Genomic DNA, 18,193 nt, shown 5'->3' with positions numbered 1-18,193 from the left:
CTTTTGATTATTCGTTGATTTCTTTTACAGTCACAAGGTGCGACACTTTTTTGACCATACCGCGCATCGCGACGTTGTCAGGGACAACGACTGTCTGATGCATTTTGCGAAGACCAAGTGTACGTACTGTTACACGCTGATCCTCAGGACGGCCAATAATGCTGCGTGTGAGGGTGATTGCGAGTTTCGCCATGTCTAGTTCCCTCCCTTATTTAAGAAGTTCTTCTACGCTTTTACCGCGTAGTTTAGCAACTTCCTCTGCTTTTTTAAGCTCTGTCAAGCCTTGTACCGTCGCGCGGACGATGTTGATTGGTGTGTTCGAACCTAACGATTTCGAAAGGATGTCACCTACACCTGCAAGTTCGAGTACGGCACGAACCGGACCACCTGCGATAACCCCAGTACCTTCAGAAGCTGGTTTCATGAATACACGACCTGCTCCGAATACTCCTGTGATTTCGTGTGGAATCGTTGTACCGACCATTGGTACTTGAACCATGTTTTTCTTAGCGGCTTCAATAGCCTTGCGGATCGCTTCTGGCACCTCTTGTGCCTTACCTGTACCGAAACCGACGTGACCATTTTTGTCACCTACGACGACGAGAGCGGCGAAACGGAAGCGACGGCCACCTTTCACGACTTTCGCGACGCGGTTTACGGTAACAACGCGTTCTTCGAGTTGTTCCATGTTAACGTCTAACTGGCGCATCGAGTGTCCCCTCCTTTTTATTAGAATTTAAGACCTGCTTCACGAGCTGCTTCAGCAACAGCTTTGACGCGGCCATGATAGAGGTATCCACCACGGTCGAACACAACTGTGTCGATACCTTTCTCGAGTGCACGTTCAGCAGCAAGTTTACCGACAGCTTTCGCTGCTTCAACGTTACCACCGTTTGTAAGATCGAGAGCTTTATCTTTCGAAGATGCTGACACAAGCGTTGTTTGTGACGCGTCATCGATGAGTTGTACGTAAATGTGTTTGCTTGAGCGGAAGACGTTCAAACGTGGACGAACTGCTGTCCCCGAGATCGTACGACGTACACGAGCATGACGCTTTTTACGAACTGCATTTTTATCTGCTTTTGTGATCATTTATGCCACTCCTTTCCGTTCATTTCGTGACGAATTACTTACCAGTCTTACCTTCTTTACGGCGAATACGTTCATCAGAGTAACGAACACCTTTACCTTTGTAAGGTTCTGGAGCACGGTACGAGCGGATTTGAGCAGCAACGTGACCGACGCGCTCTTTGTTAATCCCTTTTACGATGATTTGCGTGTTTGAAGGTACTTCGATCTCGATACCTTCTTCAGCAACGTACTCGATTGGGTGCGAGTAACCGAGGCTGAGGACGAGTTTGTTCCCTTGCTTAGCAGCACGGTAACCAACCCCTGAGATCTCAAGTGTTTTCTGGAATCCGTTAGACACACCTTCCACCATGTTGGCGATAAGGGCACGTGTCGTACCGTGGATCGTACGGTTCTCTTTCGAGTCATCCGGACGAACGACAGTCAATTCGTTCTCTTCAACTTTGATTTCCAATGCTGGGTTAGCTGAAAGCGAAAGTTCACCTTTAGCACCTTTTACTGTGACCGTGTTGTCTTCTGCAACCGTGACAGTAACGCCAGCTGGAATCGTAACTGGTTTTTTACCAATACGTGACATTGATTACACCTCCGTTCTTGTTAGAAAAGTGACTTACCAGATGTAGGCGATCACTTCGCCGCCGACTTGTTGTTGGCGAGCTTCTTTATCAGTCATAAGACCTTTTGATGTCGAAAGAACTGCGATACCGAGTCCTCCGAGTACTTTTGGTACTTCATCTGCTTTTGCATATACGCGAAGACCTGGTTTCGAAATACGTTTGAGACCAGTGATAACACGTTCGTTGCTTGCTCCATATTTTAGGAAAAGACGAAGTGTACCTTGTTTAGCGTCCTCGATATATTCAACATCGCGAATGAAACCTTCACGCTTGAGGATCTCTGCAACCTCACGTTTGATGTTCGAAGCTGGAAGCTCCAATTTTTCATGGCGAACCATGTTAGCGTTACGGATACGTGTAAGCATATCTGCAATTGGGTCTGTCATTACCATGCGATGTACCTCCTTTCACACTTTAGTGGATTACCAGCTTGCTTTTTTAACACCAGGGATTTGACCTTTGTATGCAAGATCACGGAACTTGATACGGCTGATCCCGAATTTACCCATGTAACCATGTGGACGACCTGTGATGCTGCAACGGTTGTGCAAGCGAACAGGTGACGAGTTACGTGGCAATTTGCTGAGTCCGATATAATCGCCTTCAGCTTTAAGCTTCGCACGTTTTTCAGCGTACTGGGCAACGAGTTTCTCGCGTTTGATTTCGCGATTCACCATTGACTTTTTAGCCATGTTGTCGACCTCCCTTTAGATTATTTTTGGAATGGCATTCCGAGAAGTGTGAGCAATTCACGAGCTTCTTCGTCTGTGTTCGCTGTTGTAACAACAACGATGTCCATACCGCGTACTTTAGATACTTTATCGTAATCGATCTCAGGGAAAATAAGTTGCTCTTTCACGCCAAGCGTGTAGTTACCGCGTCCGTCGAATGCTTTCTTCGATACACCGCGGAAGTCACGTACACGTGGAAGTGAAACAGTTACCAATTTGTCGAGGAAATCGTACATGCGCTCGCCGCGAAGTGTTACTTTCGCTCCGATTGGCATGCCTTCACGAAGTTTGAAACCAGCGATTGATTTCTTAGCCTTCGTTACGAGTGGTTTTTGACCAGAAAGAATTGATAATTCTTCCACTGCCATATCAAGTGCTTTCGAGTTCGAAACAGCGTCACCTACACCCATGTTGATGACGATCTTGTCGACCTTCGGTACTTGCATGACTGAGTCATAGTTGAATTTATCCATCATCGCTTTCACGATGTCGCTTTTATACTTCTCTTGCAAACGGTTCATAGTCGAATGGACCTCCTTTCGTCACGTTCTTCTTATTTATCGAGTACTTCGCCCGATTTCGCGACACGAACTTTTTTACCATCGACTACTTTGAAACCAACACGAGTTGGTTTGCCCGTTTTCGGGTCGAGTGGCATGACGTTCGAGACGTGAATTGGTGCTTCGATTTCAAGGATACCGCCTTGTGGATTCGCTTGTGATGGTTTCGAGTGTTTTTTAATCACGTTGATACCTTCTACGACTACGCGGTTCTTGCTTGGCATCGCTTTGAGGATAACCCCTTGCTTGCCTTTATCTTTACCAGACATTACCTGGACTGTATCGCCTTTTTTAACATGCATCGTTTGCGCACCTCCTTATAGGATTGAAATTGGAAATTAAAGTACTTCCGGTGCCAACGAAACGATCTTCATGAATTCTTTTTCACGAAGTTCACGTGCAACTGGCCCGAAGATCCGTGTGCCGCGTGGGCTCTTGTCATCTTTGATGATGACTGCTGCGTTCTCATCGAAACGGATGTACGAACCATCTTTACGACGAGCGCCGCGTTTTGTACGAACGACAACTGCTCTGACAACGTCACCTTTTTTAACAACGCCACCTGGTGTTGCTTGTTTTACCGTCGCGACGATGATATCACCGATGTTTGCAGTCTTACGACCTGAACCACCGAGGACTTTAATTGTCAACAGTTCACGCGCGCCAGAGTTGTCTGCTACTTTCAAGCGAGATTCTTGTTGAATCATGCGAGTGTACCTCCCTCCGGATGTTTATAGATCCGAACTGTTATTAGATGATTACTGATTCTTCAATTACTGATACGAGACGGAAACGTTTGTCTTTCGAAAGTGGACGTGTTTCCGCGATGCGTACGATATCGCCAACTTTAGCGACATTGTTTTCATCATGTGCTTTAAATTTCTTCGTGTAGTTTACACGTTTGCCATAAAGCTTATGACGTACTTTTGTTTCAACTGCAACGACGATCGTTTTGTCCATTTTGTCAGACACGACGCGTCCAGTGAGCACTTTACGCTGATTGCGTTCCATGAGTGTTACCTCCTCTTCAAGAATCCGATTAGATTAGCCGTTGTTGATGCCGAGTTCGCGTTCACGAAGAATCGTTTTAGCACGCGCAATCGACTTGCGTACTTCACGGATACGAGCAGGATTCTCAAGCTGACCTGTAGCTAATTGGAAACGAAGGTTAAAGAGTTCTTCTTTCCACTCGCCGACTTTACCGTTGAGCTCTTCAGTTGTTGATTGACGGAGATCAGTTGCTTTCATTCGTATCACCACCATTTTCTTCACGTTTCACGAACTTACATTTAACTGGAAGTTTGTGCGATGCAAGACGAAGTGCCTCACGTGCCACTTCCTCAGATACACCTGCGATTTCGAACATTACTTTGCCAGGCTTAACTACAGCTACCCAGCCTTCTGGAGCACCTTTACCCGAACCCATTCGGACTTCGAGAGGCTTTTTCGTGTATGGCTTGTGTGGGAAGATCTTGATCCACACTTTACCGCCACGTTTCATATAACGTGTCATTGCGATACGTGCTGATTCGATTTGACGGTTTGTAATCCAGCTCGCTTCGAGAGCTTGGAGACCGAATTCACCGAAATGTACTGTTGTGCCGCGTTTTGCATTCCCGCGCATTTTACCACGGTGTACACGACGATATTTCACGCGTTTAGGTAACAACATAGTGTGTTGCCTCCTTCCTGAAAGAGTGTTTATTATTCAGCGTTTTTCGCTGTGTTGTTTTTTGTTGGAAGAACTTCACCATGGTATAACCAGACTTTAACTCCGATTTTACCGTAAGTTGTGTCTGCTTCAGCTGTTCCGTAGTCGATATCGGCACGGAGTGTGTGAAGTGGAACTGTTCCTTCCGAGTACTTCTCTGAACGAGCGATATCAGCGCCACCAAGACGACCAGAAACTTCTGTTTTGATCCCTTTGATGCCAGTGCGCATCGAACGTTGAATTGATTGCTTCATTGCACGACGGAAAGATACGCGACCTTCCAATTGACGAGCGATGTTTTCAGCAACGAGTTTTGCAACAGCGTCCGCGTTTTTCACTTCAACAACGTTGATGTGAACACGTTTGCCTTCTGCAAGTTTCGTGATGTTTTTACGGAGTGACTCGATTTCCGAACCACCTTTACCGATAACCATACCTGGTTTCGCAGTGTGAAGCGAAATGTTTACGCGGTTTGCAGCGCGCTCGATTTCTACTTTAGAAACACTAGCATCCTTCATTTTGTTTTCGATATATTCACGAATAACGAAGTCTTCATGAAGGAGATCTGCGTAGTCTTTCTCAGCGTACCAACGCGAATCCCAGTCTTTGATAATACCAACGCGAAGACCGTGCGGATTTACCTTTTGACCCACTACATATCCCTCCTTATTTTTCAGTTACCACGATGTGGATGTGGCTTGTGCGTTTGTTAATACGGCTTGCGCGACCCATCGCACGTGGGCGGAAGCGTTTGAGTGTTGGACCTTCGTTAACAAATGCTTCTGTAACGACAAGGTTCTCAATGTTCATATCGTAGTTGTGCTCTGCGTTTGCAATCGCTGACTTCAATACTTTTTCAACGACTGGCGACGCTGCCTTGTTCGTGTGAGCAAGGACAGAGAGCGCTTCGCCGACTTGTTTCCCGCGAATTAAGTCTACAACGAGACGTGCTTTGCGAGGAGCAAGACGGACCATATTAGCTGATGCTTTAGCTTGCATGGATTTGACCTCCCCTCAAATTACCGTTTCGTTTTCTTGTCTGATCCGTGACCTTTGTACGTGCGTGTTGGAGCGAACTCACCAAGTTTGTGACCAACCATGTCTTCTGTCACGAATACTGGTACGTGTTTGCGACCATCGTGTACACCGAACGTGTGACCCATGAATTCTGGGAAGATCGTCGAGCGACGTGACCAAGTTTTAATAACCTGCTTCTCACCAGATTCGTTGAGTTTGTCAACTTTAGCGAGCAAGTGGTGATCTGCGAATGGACCTTTTTTCAAGCTGCGACCCATGATAGAACCTCCCTTTGGAATGATTCGGGAACGGCCCTTTCGAACCGCCCGAGAATCATGTAGTGATTATTTCTTGCGACGACGAAGAATGTACATGTCGCTCGATTTGTTTTTCTTACGAGTTTTAAGACCAAGAGCTGGTTTACCCCAAGGAGTAAGTGGGCCCGAACGACCGATTGGCGCACGACCTTCACCACCACCGTGTGGGTGATCAACCGGGTTCATGACAGAACCACGTACTGTTGGGCGCTTGCCTAACCAACGTGAACGTCCTGCTTTACCGATGTTAACGAGTTCGTGTTCTTCGTTACCAACTGAACCGACTGTCGCGCGGCAAGTGCCGAGGAACAAGCGTGATTCACCTGATTGAAGACGAACGATGACGTACTTGCCGTCACGTCCTTGGATTTGTGCCGATGCACCAGCCGCACGAACAAGCTGACCGCCTTTACCAGGCTTAAGCTCGATGTTGTGGATAGTAGTACCGACAGGGATGTTTGCGAGTGGCAACGCGTTCCCTACTTTGATGTCCGCTTCTGGGCCAGCCATGATTTCCATGCCTACTTTGATCCCTTTAGGAGCGAGGATGTAACGTTTCTCACCATCTGCATAGTTGATGAGGGCGATGTTCGCTGAACGGTTTGGATCGTACTCGATCGTTGCTACGCGTCCGACGATGCCATCTTTGTTACGTTTGAAATCGATGATACGGTATTTACGTTTGTGTCCGCCACCTTGGTGACGTACAGTCAAACGACCTTGGTTGTTACGTCCGCCTTTTTTCGAAAGCTTTTCAGTTAACGATTTTTCAGGGCGATTCGTAGTGATCTCTGCAAAGTCGAGAGATGTCATGTTACGGCGACCGTTAGTGGTCGGCTTAAACTTTTTAATTGCCATCGAGGATTCCCTCCTTTTCTTGTAAAGTAATCAATTAACCGAGGAAGTCGATTGTGTTGCCTTCAGCAAGAGTTACGATCGCTTTCTTACGACGCGATGTGTAACCAGAGTGACGACCGACACGTTTCGCTTTCGGTTTCATGTTCATTGTGTTTACCGAAGCAACTTTCACGTTGAAGATTGTTTCGATAGCGTGTTTCACTTGCGATTTAGTCGCTTTAACGTCGATCTCGAAAACGTATTTGTTAGCTTCCATGAGGCTAACTGAACGCTCAGTGATGATCGGGCGTTTGATGATATCGTATGCTTGAGCCATTATGCAAGCACCTCCTCTACCTTCGCAACCGCATCTTTAGTGAAGATGACTTTGTCGTTAGCAACGAGGTCAAGAACGTTCACGCCTGCTGCTTCGATCACAGTCACTCCTGGGATGTTACGAGCTGCGAGAGCGATAGTCTCATTGTAGTCCGCTGTGACTACGAGAGCCTTACGTTCTACTGAAAGGCTGTTAAGTACAGCAGCCATATCTTTTGTTTTTGGTGCATCGAAAGCAAGGCCTTCGAGGACGATCATTTCGTTGTTTTGTACTTTAGTTGACAAAGCCGAGAGAAGTGCAAGACGACGAACTTTCTTAGGAAGCTTGTAAGAGTATGAACGTGGAGTTGGACCGAAGACTGTTCCACCACCAACCCATTGTGGTGAGCGGATCGAACCTTGGCGCGCACGACCAGTTCCCTTTTGTTTCCATGGTTTACGGCCGCCACCGCGTACTTCCGAGCGACCTTTCGTATCGTGAGTACCTTGACGGCGTGATGCTTGTTGCATGACGATCGCGTCATAAAGTACTGAATCGTTTGGCTCGATACCGAAGATGGCTTCTGCCAATTCGATTTCGCCAACTTGTGAACCTGTTTGGTTAAGCAAAGCTACTTTAGGCATTCGTAATTCCTCCTTTCCGTGCAGTTAATTAGTTACCTTTTACCGCTGATTTGATGATGACGTTCGACTTGCGAGCGCCTGGGATTGCGCCTTTAACGAGTACAAGGCCGCGTTCCACGTCAACTTTAACAACTTCAAGGTTTTGAATCGTTTTACGCTCGCCGCCCATTTGACCAGGAAGAAGCTTCCCTTTGAATACGCGGTTAGGAGCTACAGGACCCATCGAACCAGGACGACGGTGGTAGCGCGAACCGTGAGCCATTGGTCCACGTGATTGTCCGTGACGCTTGATCGCACCTTGGAATCCTTTACCTTTTGAAGTACCTGTAACGTCTACTAATTCACCTGCAGCGAAAATGTCCGCCTTGATCTCTTGACCGATTTCGTATCCTTCTACTGAAGTACGAATCTCTTTGATGAAGCGCTTAGGTGTCGCGTTTGCTTTCGCAGCGTGACCTTTTGCCGGTTTGTTTTGACGTGATTCTTTCACGTCGCTGAAACCGAGTTGGACTGCTTCGTAACCGTCCGTTTCAACTGTTTTAAGTTGAAGCACAACGTTTCCTTCGACAGCAACTACTGTTACTGGTACGACTTCGCCTGCTTCGTTGAAGATTTGAGTCATACCGAGTTTTGTTCCTAAGATTCCTTTAGCCATGAGATACACCTCCTGTTTAATAATTATTGTCTCTTCTGGCTAGTATCTACTATATGAAGAATTAAAGTTTGATTTCGATGTCAACACCTGATGGTAATTCGAGGCGCATAAGCGCATCAACCGTTTTTGGTGTTGGGTTGACGATGTCGATCAAGCGTTTGTGTGTACGCATCTCGAACTGCTCACGAGCATCTTTGTACTTGTGAACCGCACGAAGGATCGTGTAGATCGATTTGTCAGTTGGAAGCGGGATTGGTCCCGAAACCTTTGCACCTGAACGCTTCGCAGTTTCAACGATTTTCTCAGCTGATTGATCGAGAACGCGATGGTCGTATGCTTTTAAACGAATACGGATTTTTTCATTTGCCATGTAAGTTTCCCTCCTTTGTCGCCTATTTTAAAAATAGACAGTTCTCCGCGGAAATTTCCACACCGGCCATGGCAAAGCTGCCTGGCGTGTCATAACCTCCCGCTTCATCGCAGCGTGCTTGTGTCAGCAGAGGCATCCGATCATTGCAAATCAACGATTGGACCCGTTTTCTGCTGTAAAGTCTCTCACCACTCGCACAAACACTTAATCATTATATCGAATCCGCAAATGAATTGCAAGATTTGATTTTTTTGAACGCGCCGGATGTCTGATGAGTTATTCAACGTTCACTAATGTAACAAGATTCCGAGCCATTTGCAAGCTATTTTCTTTCTTTTGTTGAACTATTTTCGAAACGAACTCCTGTGTCAACTCGACCTAGCGTTTCATTTCATCTTGAAACCGCGTCATCACCTGCTCGACGATCGAATCCGGGGCCCGCAAGAGGCACGTTCGAACAATCGCCTTATCGAATGCATGATCGTGGAAATACGCCTTGATACGGTCGACTTTATCCGTTCGCTCCATGACCGTGTAAAGCACGGCCCACTCCTCGAGATGCATCCAGCCGTTCACGGGCTCGACGTATGGATGCGTATAGATGCCGTCCGTGCACTTCATCCGAAACGACGCCATCACATCGACCTCCACCCCTTCAACTTCATACTCACCAAAGTACGTTGTTAAATAATCGGCATGCGGTTTTGAATCACGCTTTTCCCCAACTCGACTGAGCACGTTATCAAGTCGCTCAAATTGATCGGGTTCTACAAAAATATCGAAATCATTTGCCACGTCGATGAGTCCATGATGTTTCAGTAACGTCGAACCCCCGATGCGGCATTCGATTCCGTTCAATCGGCACAGCGTCTCTAGTTTCTCTTTCATCATCATCGCTCCTTTGATTCCATATGTGCTATCTTACCATGACGCCACCTAAACAAAAAAAAGCGATCCGCAAATGCGGACCGCTTTGAACATCGATTACTCGATGATTTGTGTTACAGAACCAGCACCTACAGTACGGCCACCCTCACGGATTGAGAAACGTGTTCCGTCTTCGATCGCGATTGTAGAAATCAATTCGATCGTCAACTCGATGTTGTCTCCTGGCATTACCATTTCAGTACCTTCTGGAAGGTGAACGATACCTGTTACGTCAGTTGTACGGAAGTAGAACTGCGGACGGTAGTTCGCGAAGAATGGCGTGTGACGGCCACCCTCTTCTTTAGAAAGAACGTAGATTGAAGCTTTGAACTTCGAGTGTGGCGTGATTGAACCTGGCTTAGCAAGTACTTGTCCACGCTCGATGTCGTCGCGTGATACACCACGGAGAAGTGCACCGATGTTGTCGCCAGCTTCAGCGTAGTCGAGAAGCTTACGGAACATCTCTACACCAGTACATACAGTTTTCTTCGTTTCTTCTGTAAGACCAACGATTTCAACTTCGTCGTTGACGCGGAGAACACCACGCTCAACACGACCAGTCGCTACAGTACCGCGACCAGTGATTGAGAATACGTCCTCAACTGGCATCATGAAGTCTTTGTCCGTGTCACGAACTGGCTCAGGGATGTACTCATCAACAGCGTTCATGAGTTCCATGATTTTTTCTTCCCACTGAGCTTCGCCGTTAAGCGCGCCAAGTGCTGAACCTTTGATTACTGGAAGGTCGTCGCCTGGGAAGTCGTACTCAGAAAGAAGTTCACGGATTTCCATTTCAACGAGCTCGAGGAGTTCTTCGTCGTCAACCATGTCAACTTTGTTCATGAATACGACGATGAAAGGAACACCTACTTGACGTGAAAGAAGGATGTGCTCACGTGTTTGTGGCATTGGGCCATCTGTTGCAGAAACAACGAGGATCGCGCCGTCCATTTGTGCAGCACCAGTGATCATGTTTTTAACATAGTCAGCGTGACCTGGGCAGTCAACGTGTGCATAGTGGCGTTTCTCAGTTTCGTACTCGATGTGAGCTGTTGCGATTGTGATACCGCGCTCGCGCTCTTCTGGAGCACCATCGATTTGGTCGAACTTCGTAGCAGCCTTACCTTGTGCTTTTGAAAGTACAGCTGAGATCGCTGCAGTCAAAGTTGTTTTACCGTGGTCGACGTGGCCGATTGTCCCAACGTTAACGTGCGGTTTAGAACGGTCGAATTTTTCTTTACCCATTCTAGATTCCTCCTCTATAAACAATAAGTTTTTATTTAACTAGGAAGACGTAGGCTACTTTTAACATACGTCCTCCTTAGCTTACAACAATCAATTCAGCGTTACAACCGTTATTAGCCGTTCGCTTTTTTGATGATTTCTTCAGCAATTGACTTCGGTACTTCTTCGTAGTGGTCGAAGTGCATCGAGTACGTTCCACGTCCTTGCGTACGTGAACGAAGTGACGTTGCATATCCGAACATTTCCGAAAGTGGAACCATCGCCTTAACGACTTGTGCGTTACCGCGTGCTTCCATACCTTCTACGCGTCCACGGCGTGACGTGACGTCACCCATGATGTCTCCCAAGTATTCTTCTGGGATAACAACTTCAACACGCATCATTGGCTCAAGGATTACAGCTTTCGCTTGATCCTTAAGTTGTTTAACCGCCATCGAAGCAGCAACTTTAAACGCCATCTCGTTCGAGTCGACATCGTGGTACGATCCGAAGACGAGGGCAGCTTTAACGTCAACTACTGGGTAGCCAGCGAGGATACCGTTTTCGAGAGCTTCTTCAATCCCGTTTTGAACAGCTGGGACGTATTCACGTGGGACAACACCACCGACGATCTTGTTCTCGAATGCGAATCCAGCGCCTTCTTCGTTCGGCTCGAATTCTACGACAACGTGACCGTACTGACCGCGTCCACCCGACTGACGTACGAATTTCGAATCGATCTTCGCAGCGCCACGGATTGTTTCACGGTAAGCAACTTGTGGTGCACCAACGTTTGCTTCTACTTTGAATTCGCGACGCATACGGTCAACGAGGATATCAAGGTGAAGCTCACCCATACCAGAGATGATCGTTTGACCTGTCTCTTGGTTTGTTTCAGTGCGGAATGTTGGATCCTCTTCTGCGAGTTTCGCGAGGGCTTGACCCATCTTGTCTTGGTCAGCTTTCGATTTAGGCTCGATTGCGACCGAGATAACCGGTTCTGGGAATGTCATTGACTCGAGAACGACGTTGTCTTTCTCTGAGCAAAGCGTATCACCAGTCGTTGTATCTTTAAGACCAACAGCTGCGGCGATGTCACCAGCGTATACCATTGGAATTTCTTCACGGCTGTTCGCGTGCATTTGAAGGATACGACCGAGACGCTCACGCTTCCCTTTAGTCGAGTTCTTCACATACGAACCAGCTTGTGCTGTACCAGAGTACACACGGAAGAATGTCAATTTACCGACGTAAGGGTCAGTCATGACTTTGAATGCGAGTGCCGAGAACGGCGCTTCATCCGAAGGTTCACGCGTGATTTCTTCTTCTGTATCGAGGTTAACCCCTTTGATTGACTCAACATCAACTGGTGATGGGAGGTAATCAACAACTGCGTCCAACATCAATTGAACACCTTTGTTTTTGAAGGCCGAACCAACGAGTACAGGGTAGAATTCTACGCTGAGTGTTGCTTTACGAATACCAGCTTTGAGTTCTTCGATTGAGATCTCTTCGCCTTCGAGGTATTTCATCATCAACTCTTCGTTGTAGTCCGCGACCGCTTCGATCAATTGACCGCGAAGTTCTTCAGCTTGGTCAGCCATGTCAGCTGGGAAGCCTTCGATTACTTCGATGTCTGTACCGAGGTCGTTCGAGTACATGTACGTCTTCATTTCGACGAGGTCAACGATTCCTTTGAATTCGTCTTCCGCACCGATTGGAAGTTGGATTGGGTGTGCATTGGCTTGAAGACGCTCGTGAAGTGTTTTCACCGAGTACAAGAAGTCCGCACCGATCTTATCCATCTTGTTGACGAATACGACACGTGGAACACCGTAAGTCGTCGCTTGACGCCATACAGTTTCTGTTTGTGGTTCAACACCTGATTGTGCATCAAGTACTGCTACTGCGCCATCAAGTACACGAAGTGAACGCTCAACTTCAACTGTGAAGTCTACGTGTCCAGGTGTATCGATGATGTTTACACGGTGGCCATTCCACTGTGCAGTTGTCGCTGCAGAAGTGATCGTGATTCCACGCTCTTGCTCCTGCTCCATCCAGTCCATTTGTGAAGCTCCTTCATGAGTTTCACCAATTTTGTGGATACGACCTGTGTAATAAAGAATACGTTCAGTCGTTGTCGTTTTACCGGCATCGATGTGAGCCATGATCCCGATGTTACGAGTATTCTTTAGGGAGAATTCTCTTGCCATACTGGGTATTCTCCTTCCGCATGTGTTTTTCGTGTGCTGGCACACGATATGATTATACCCGAAAGCCACTCCATTAAGCCACCGCTTGGTGACGTGGAGTGGACTTTACGTTTAAATTACCAACGATAGTGAGCAAACGCTTTGTTCGCTTCTGCCATCTTATGCATGTCTTCGCGTTTCTTAACTGAAGCACCAGTGTTATTGGCTGCATCCATGATTTCGTTCGCGATACGTTGCTCCATCGTCTTCTCGTTGCGGAGACGAGCGTAGTTCACGAGGTAACGAAGACCAAGTGTCGTACGGCGCTCTGGACGAACTTCAACAGGAACTTGGTAGTTTGCTCCACCAACACGGCGAGCTTTAACTTCAAGTACAGGCATGATGTTGTTCATTGCTTCTTCGAACACTTCCATAGGCTCTTTGCCTGAGCGTTCAGCGATGAGGCCAAATGCGTTGTAAATGATAGTTTGAGCTGTACCTTTTTTACCGTCTAACATGACACGGTTAATGAGGCGAGTTACCAATTTCGAGTTGTAGATCGGATCTGCGATAACGTCACGACGTTCTGCACGGTTTTTACGCATCCGAGTACCCTCCTTTCAAAATTTCAGTAGTTGTAGTTTTAGTAAGCGAGAATTACTTCTTCGCAGCTTTCGGACGTTTCGTACCGTATTTAGAACGGCCTTGCATACGTCCGTCAACACCTGCAGTGTCAAGCGCACCACGAACGATGTGGTAACGTACCCCTGGTAAGTCTTTTACACGTCCTCCACGGATAAGAACAACGCTGTGCTCTTGAAGGTTGTGGCCAATACCTGGGATGTACGCAGTCACTTCGATTTGGTTCGTCAAGCGAACACGAGCATACTTACGTAACGCCGAGTTCGGTTTCTTCGGAGTCATTGTACCAACACGTGTACAAACACCACGTTTTTGTGGCGAGCTCACGTTTGTTTGTGACTTGATGAAACTGTTGTAACCTTTGTTAAGTGCTGGAGAGTCAGATTTAACGACTTTCGATTTACGTCCTTTACGGACTAACTGGTTGATAGTAGGCATCTTTGAAGATCCTCCCTTCCTGAATTGTGCTATTTTCTAGACCCACCGACCCGGGTGGTTCATTTAAGGTCATAACGAAACGCTTTTACGAGGCGTAGGCATTCCATGACCTCGCAAAAACGTGAGTTATACCTTGAAAGTGGCAAAGATAGCAGCCAAATCCTTCTGAAGAAAGATCGGGTGACGTCCAAGTAGCTTGCCGACTGCTGGACACCGTTGTCTACGACAACAACCGATTGGCGGCACTAAATCATAGTAGCACCGCCAATGAATGCTGTCAAGACGTTTTTATTCCACTGTCGTGTCTTCGAGAGCGACTTCTGCCTTGTCCTCTTTGAGCTCGACATCGCGGTAAACCGGCATCCCTGTACCAGCAGGAACGAGCTTACCGATGATGACGTTCTCTTTGAGACCGAGGAGATAGTCACGCTTGCCTTTGATGGCAGCGTCTGTCAACACGCGAGTCGTTTCTTGGAACGAAGCGGCCGAGAGGAACGAATCTGTCTCGAGCGACGCTTTCGTGATTCCGAGAAGGACCGGTTTGGCCGTCGCCGGGCTCTTGCCGTCGCGGAGAGCATCTTTACATGCCTCTTTGAAGACGCTGATATCGACGAGTGAACCTGGGAGAAGCGGCGTGTCACCTGATTCGATGACTTTGACGCGACGAAGCATTTGGCGAACCATGACCTCGACGTGCTTATCGCCGATTTCTACCCCTTGCATCCGGTATACTTTTTGAACTTCTTGGAGAAGATAGTTCTGAACACCCGATACACCACGGACGGTGAGCAATTCTTTCGGATCGATCGAACCTTCCGTGAAGACTTCCCCAGCGTCGACCGTATCGCCGATTTGGACACGGAGACGTGCTCCGAACGGAATCGTGTACGAACGTGTTTCGCTGAGCCCTTCGACTGTGAGTTCACGCTTGTCGCGCGACTCGGTGAAGTCGATGACCGTACCCGGGATTTCCGAGATGACCGCTTGACCTTTCGGGTTACGGGCCTCGAATACCTCTTGGATACGCGGAAGACCTTGTGTGATATCATCTCCGGCTACACCACCTGTGTGGAAGGTACGCATCGTAAGTTGCGTTCCTGGCTCACCGATTGATTGCGCGGCGATGATTCCGACAGCTTCCCCGACTTCGACGTTCGAACCGGTCGCCAAGTTGCGTCCGTAACACTTCTTACATACGCCGTGTGACGTGTTACATGTGAAGGCAGTACGGATTTCAACGCGCTCAACGCCAGCATCGACGATTTCACGGGCAAGCTCTTCGGTGATGAGTTGGTTCTTCTCGACCATGACTTCTCCCGTTTCCGGATGTGCCACTGTCTCGAACGATGTACGGCCGACGAGGCGGTCATACAAGCTTTCGATTTCTTCCGTGCCTTCGCGGAGAGCGGCGACGCGGATTCCGCGGTCCGTTCCACAATCTTCTTCACGGATGATGACATCTTGGGCAACGTCGACGAGACGACGCGTCAAGTAACCTGAGTCAGCCGTCTTAAGGGCTGTATCGGCAAGACCTTTACGCGCACCGTGCGTCGAGATGAAGTACTCTTGAACCGTCAGTCCCTCACGGAACGACGATTTGATCGGAAGTTCGATGATGCGGCCAGATGGAGCGGCCATCAAACCACGCATCCCTGCGAGCTGCGTGAAGTTGGACGCGTTACCACGGGCACCAGAATCAGACATCATGAAGATCGGGTTCAAGCGGTTGAGGGATTTCATCAAGCGTGACTGAATCTCATCTTTCGCTTCGTTCCACGACCGGACGACACGCTCATAGCGCTCATCTTCAGTGATGAGACCACGGCGGAACGATTTCATGATTTGGTCGACTTGTTTCTGTGCTTCATCGAGGATTTCTTGTTTATCCGGAAGAACGATGATGTCCGAGATCCCGACCGTCACACCCGCTTTTGTCGAGTGCTTGAAGCCGAGGTCTTTCATCCGGTCAAGCATGCGGCTTGTCTCAGTCGTTTCAAACTTCTGGAACACTTCCGCGATGACTTTTCCAAGGAATCCTTTTTTGAACGGTTCGACGAGTGGACGTGCGGCGATTTCTTCCGCAACGTTCGCTCCTTTGTCGATGAAGTACTTATCAGGTGTTGCTTCTTGCAAGTTTTCCATCGTCGGCTCGTTCAAGTATGGGAACGTGTTCGGCAAGATTTCGTTGAAGATCATCTTCCCGACCGTCGTGATCAATAGTTTCTCATTTTGTTCGTCTGTGAACGTCGGGTTGTTGAGTGTCCGCGCCGGAACCGCCACACGCGAGTGCAAGTGGACGTAACCGTTTTGGTACGCGATGAGTGCTTCGTTGACGTTCGACATGACTTTCCCTTGACCGATGGCATCGTCGCGCTCAAGCGAGATGTAGTAGTTACCGAGGACCATATCCTGCGATGGTGTAACGACTGGTTTTCCATCTTTCGGGTTCAAAATGTTTTGTGCTGCGAGCATGAGAAGACGAGCTTCCGCTTGCGCTTCTGCAGAAAGTGGAACGTGAACCGCCATTTGGTCACCATCGAAGTCGGCGTTGTAAGCCGTACATACGAGCGGGTGAAGGCGAATCGCGCGACCTTCTACGAGAATCGGTTCAAACGCCTGGATTCCGAGACGGTGAAGTGTCGGGGCACGGTTCAAGAGAACCGGATGCTCACGGATGACTTCTTCAAGGACGCCCCAGATTTCAGGTTGCATCTTCTCAATCTTGCGTTTGGCGTTCTTGATGTTCGACGCGATGCCGCGACCGACGAGTTCTTTCATCACGAACGGTTTGAAGAGTTCGAGTGCCATCTCTTTCGGGAGACCACACTGGTACATCTTCAAGTTTGGTCCAACGACGATAACCGAACGTCCTGAGTAGTCGACCCGTTTACCGAGAAGGTTTTGACGGAAACGACCTTGTTTCCCTTTCAACATGTGTGAAAGTGATTTGAGCGGACGGTTACCAGGACCTGTGACCGGACGTCCACGACGACCGTTGTCAATCAAAGCGTCAACCGCTTCTTGAAGCATACGCTTCTCGTTTTGCACGATGATGTTCGGCGCGCCGAGATCGAGCAAACGCTTGAGACGGTTGTTGCGGTTGATGACGCGACGATATAAATCGTTCAAGTCCGATGTCGCGAAGCGTCCACCGTCGAGCTGCACCATCGGGCGAAGCTCTGGTGGGATGACAGGGAGTACTTCAAGGATCATCCAGTCTGGATTGTTCCCTGATGTGAAGAATGCATCGAGTACTTCAAGGCGTTTGATCGCACGTGTACGACGCTGTCCTTGAACCGTCTTCAATTCTTCGCGGAGTTCTCCGACTTCCTTCTCGAGTTGAACGTCTTGAAGGAGTGTCCGAATCGCTTCCGCACCCATGTCTGCTTTGAAGTCGCTACCGTATTTCTCGCGGTAGAGACGGAATTCTTTTTCCGAGAGGAGTTGCTTCTTCTCGAGCGGCGTGTCACCTGGCTCGGTCACGACGTACGACGCGAAGTAAATCACTTCTTCGAGCGCACGTGGTGACATGTCGAGCACAAGGCCCATCCGGCTTGGAATTCCTTTGAAGTACCAGATGTGCGAAACCGGTGCCGCGAGCTCGATATGGCCCATACGCTCGCGACGCACTTTCGCTTTCGTCACTTCAACGCCACAGCGGTCACAAATGACTCCTTTATAACGGATTCGTTTGTACTTCCCGCAGTAACATTCCCAGTCTTTCGTCGGACCGAAGATTCGTTCACAGAACAATCCGTCCTTCTCTGGTTTAAGTGTACGATAGTTGATTGTTTCCGGCTTTTTGACTTCCCCGTAAGACCACGAACGGATCTTCTCCGGTGAAGCCAAGCCGATTTTCATATATTCAAATCGATTAACATCTACCAAGGGGCCGACCTCCCTTTT

At 48.2% G+C, this 18,193-nt stretch carries 26 protein-coding genes; all 26 read right to left on the bottom strand.

Annotated features, from left to right (window positions below; genetic code table 11):
- Window positions 1-7: 7 nt before the first annotated feature.
- Window positions 8-193: a 50S ribosomal protein L30 gene (gene rpmD, locus KB235_RS02415; protein ID WP_024372193.1), complete on the bottom strand. Its 186-nt coding sequence runs from the start codon at window positions 191-193 to the stop codon at window positions 8-10.
- A 15-nt stretch (window positions 194-208) separates the two neighbouring features.
- Window positions 209-709, bottom strand: coding sequence for a 30S ribosomal protein S5 (gene rpsE / locus KB235_RS02410; protein ID WP_034817136.1), 501 nt, complete (start codon window positions 707-709; stop codon window positions 209-211).
- A 20-nt stretch (window positions 710-729) separates the two neighbouring features.
- Window positions 730-1,092: a 50S ribosomal protein L18 gene (rplR, locus tag KB235_RS02405; RefSeq protein WP_034804040.1), complete on the bottom strand. Its 363-nt coding sequence runs from the start codon at window positions 1,090-1,092 to the stop codon at window positions 730-732.
- Window positions 1,093-1,126: 34 nt separating this feature from the next.
- Window positions 1,127-1,666 (bottom strand): 50S ribosomal protein L6, encoded by a 540-nt coding sequence (gene rplF, locus KB235_RS02400; RefSeq protein WP_024372191.1) that lies wholly within the window; start codon window positions 1,664-1,666, stop codon window positions 1,127-1,129.
- 33 nt (window positions 1,667-1,699) lie between these two features.
- Window positions 1,700-2,098: a 30S ribosomal protein S8 gene (gene rpsH / locus KB235_RS02395; protein ID WP_034804038.1), complete on the bottom strand. Its 399-nt coding sequence runs from the start codon at window positions 2,096-2,098 to the stop codon at window positions 1,700-1,702.
- 30 nt (window positions 2,099-2,128) lie between these two features.
- Window positions 2,129-2,398 (bottom strand): 30S ribosomal protein S14, encoded by a 270-nt coding sequence (rpsN, locus tag KB235_RS02390; protein WP_034804036.1) that lies wholly within the window; start codon window positions 2,396-2,398, stop codon window positions 2,129-2,131.
- A gap of 20 nt (window positions 2,399-2,418) precedes the next feature.
- Window positions 2,419-2,958 (bottom strand): 50S ribosomal protein L5, encoded by a 540-nt coding sequence (rplE, locus tag KB235_RS02385; RefSeq protein WP_024372189.1) that lies wholly within the window; start codon window positions 2,956-2,958, stop codon window positions 2,419-2,421.
- 32 nt (window positions 2,959-2,990) lie between these two features.
- Window positions 2,991-3,299 (bottom strand): 50S ribosomal protein L24, encoded by a 309-nt coding sequence (rplX, locus tag KB235_RS02380; RefSeq protein WP_021066612.1) that lies wholly within the window; start codon window positions 3,297-3,299, stop codon window positions 2,991-2,993.
- Between the two features lie 36 nt (window positions 3,300-3,335).
- A complete protein-coding gene (gene rplN, locus KB235_RS02375) occupies window positions 3,336-3,704 on the bottom strand; it encodes a 50S ribosomal protein L14 (protein WP_012727667.1) in 369 nt (122 codons plus the stop codon).
- A gap of 43 nt (window positions 3,705-3,747) precedes the next feature.
- On the bottom strand, window positions 3,748-4,008 hold the full coding sequence (rpsQ, locus tag KB235_RS02370) for a 30S ribosomal protein S17 (protein WP_211780273.1): 261 nt from the start codon (window positions 4,006-4,008) through the stop codon (window positions 3,748-3,750).
- 33 nt (window positions 4,009-4,041) lie between these two features.
- Complete coding sequence (gene rpmC / locus KB235_RS02365; RefSeq protein WP_012727669.1) at window positions 4,042-4,245, bottom strand: 50S ribosomal protein L29; 204 nt, start codon at window positions 4,243-4,245, stop codon at window positions 4,042-4,044.
- Window positions 4,232-4,669, bottom strand: coding sequence for a 50S ribosomal protein L16 (rplP, locus tag KB235_RS02360; RefSeq protein WP_012727670.1), 438 nt, complete (start codon window positions 4,667-4,669; stop codon window positions 4,232-4,234). The genes rpmC and rplP overlap by 14 nt, the downstream gene beginning before the upstream one ends.
- A gap of 32 nt (window positions 4,670-4,701) precedes the next feature.
- Complete coding sequence (rpsC, locus tag KB235_RS02355; RefSeq protein WP_211780272.1) at window positions 4,702-5,361, bottom strand: 30S ribosomal protein S3; 660 nt, start codon at window positions 5,359-5,361, stop codon at window positions 4,702-4,704.
- Between the two features lie 13 nt (window positions 5,362-5,374).
- A complete protein-coding gene (rplV, locus tag KB235_RS02350; RefSeq protein ID WP_024372186.1) occupies window positions 5,375-5,707 on the bottom strand; it encodes a 50S ribosomal protein L22 in 333 nt (110 codons plus the stop codon).
- Between the two features lie 20 nt (window positions 5,708-5,727).
- Window positions 5,728-6,003 (bottom strand): 30S ribosomal protein S19, encoded by a 276-nt coding sequence (gene rpsS, locus KB235_RS02345; protein ID WP_012727673.1) that lies wholly within the window; start codon window positions 6,001-6,003, stop codon window positions 5,728-5,730.
- Between the two features lie 66 nt (window positions 6,004-6,069).
- Entirely contained in the window at window positions 6,070-6,900 is an 831-nt protein-coding gene (rplB, locus tag KB235_RS02340) for a 50S ribosomal protein L2 (RefSeq protein ID WP_034817133.1), read from the bottom strand.
- Window positions 6,901-6,934: 34 nt separating this feature from the next.
- Complete coding sequence (rplW, locus tag KB235_RS02335) at window positions 6,935-7,216, bottom strand: 50S ribosomal protein L23 (RefSeq protein WP_021066607.1); 282 nt, start codon at window positions 7,214-7,216, stop codon at window positions 6,935-6,937.
- The gene (gene rplD / locus KB235_RS02330; protein ID WP_034804023.1) at window positions 7,216-7,839 is read right to left on the bottom strand and encodes a 50S ribosomal protein L4; all 624 of its coding nucleotides are present in this window, start codon (window positions 7,837-7,839) and stop codon (window positions 7,216-7,218) included. Before rplD ends, rplW begins: the two co-directional genes overlap by 1 nt.
- 28 nt (window positions 7,840-7,867) lie before the next feature.
- A complete protein-coding gene (rplC, locus tag KB235_RS02325) occupies window positions 7,868-8,494 on the bottom strand; it encodes a 50S ribosomal protein L3 (protein WP_211780271.1) in 627 nt (208 codons plus the stop codon).
- A 61-nt stretch (window positions 8,495-8,555) separates the two neighbouring features.
- Window positions 8,556-8,864, bottom strand: coding sequence for a 30S ribosomal protein S10 (rpsJ, locus tag KB235_RS02320; RefSeq protein ID WP_016508894.1), 309 nt, complete (start codon window positions 8,862-8,864; stop codon window positions 8,556-8,558).
- Window positions 8,865-9,242: 378 nt separating this feature from the next.
- Window positions 9,243-9,752: a hypothetical protein gene (locus KB235_RS02315; protein ID WP_211780270.1), complete on the bottom strand. Its 510-nt coding sequence runs from the start codon at window positions 9,750-9,752 to the stop codon at window positions 9,243-9,245.
- A gap of 96 nt (window positions 9,753-9,848) precedes the next feature.
- Window positions 9,849-11,036 carry an elongation factor Tu gene (gene tuf, locus KB235_RS02310; RefSeq protein WP_034817130.1) on the bottom strand — a complete coding sequence of 396 codons (1,188 nt, stop codon included), beginning with the start codon at window positions 11,034-11,036 and terminating at the stop codon, window positions 9,849-9,851.
- A 113-nt stretch (window positions 11,037-11,149) separates the two neighbouring features.
- Window positions 11,150-13,228, bottom strand: a complete 2,079-nt coding sequence (gene fusA, locus KB235_RS02305; protein ID WP_211780269.1) for an elongation factor G — start codon at window positions 13,226-13,228, stop codon at window positions 11,150-11,152.
- Window positions 13,229-13,344: 116 nt separating this feature from the next.
- Window positions 13,345-13,812 carry a 30S ribosomal protein S7 gene (gene rpsG, locus KB235_RS02300; protein ID WP_021066600.1) on the bottom strand — a complete coding sequence of 156 codons (468 nt, stop codon included), beginning with the start codon at window positions 13,810-13,812 and terminating at the stop codon, window positions 13,345-13,347.
- A 52-nt stretch (window positions 13,813-13,864) separates the two neighbouring features.
- Window positions 13,865-14,287 carry a 30S ribosomal protein S12 gene (gene rpsL, locus KB235_RS02295; RefSeq protein WP_012727683.1) on the bottom strand — a complete coding sequence of 141 codons (423 nt, stop codon included), beginning with the start codon at window positions 14,285-14,287 and terminating at the stop codon, window positions 13,865-13,867.
- Window positions 14,288-14,575: 288 nt separating this feature from the next.
- Window positions 14,576-18,175 carry a DNA-directed RNA polymerase subunit beta' gene (rpoC, locus tag KB235_RS02290; RefSeq protein WP_211780268.1) on the bottom strand — a complete coding sequence of 1,200 codons (3,600 nt, stop codon included), beginning with the start codon at window positions 18,173-18,175 and terminating at the stop codon, window positions 14,576-14,578.
- Between the last annotated feature and the right edge of the window lie 18 nt (window positions 18,176-18,193).

The sequence above is a fragment of the Exiguobacterium alkaliphilum genome (assembly GCF_018138125.1).
GTDB lineage: Bacteria > Bacillota > Bacilli > Exiguobacteriales > Exiguobacteriaceae > Exiguobacterium > Exiguobacterium alkaliphilum.
This window is presented reverse-complemented; position numbering and strand designations above follow the sequence as displayed.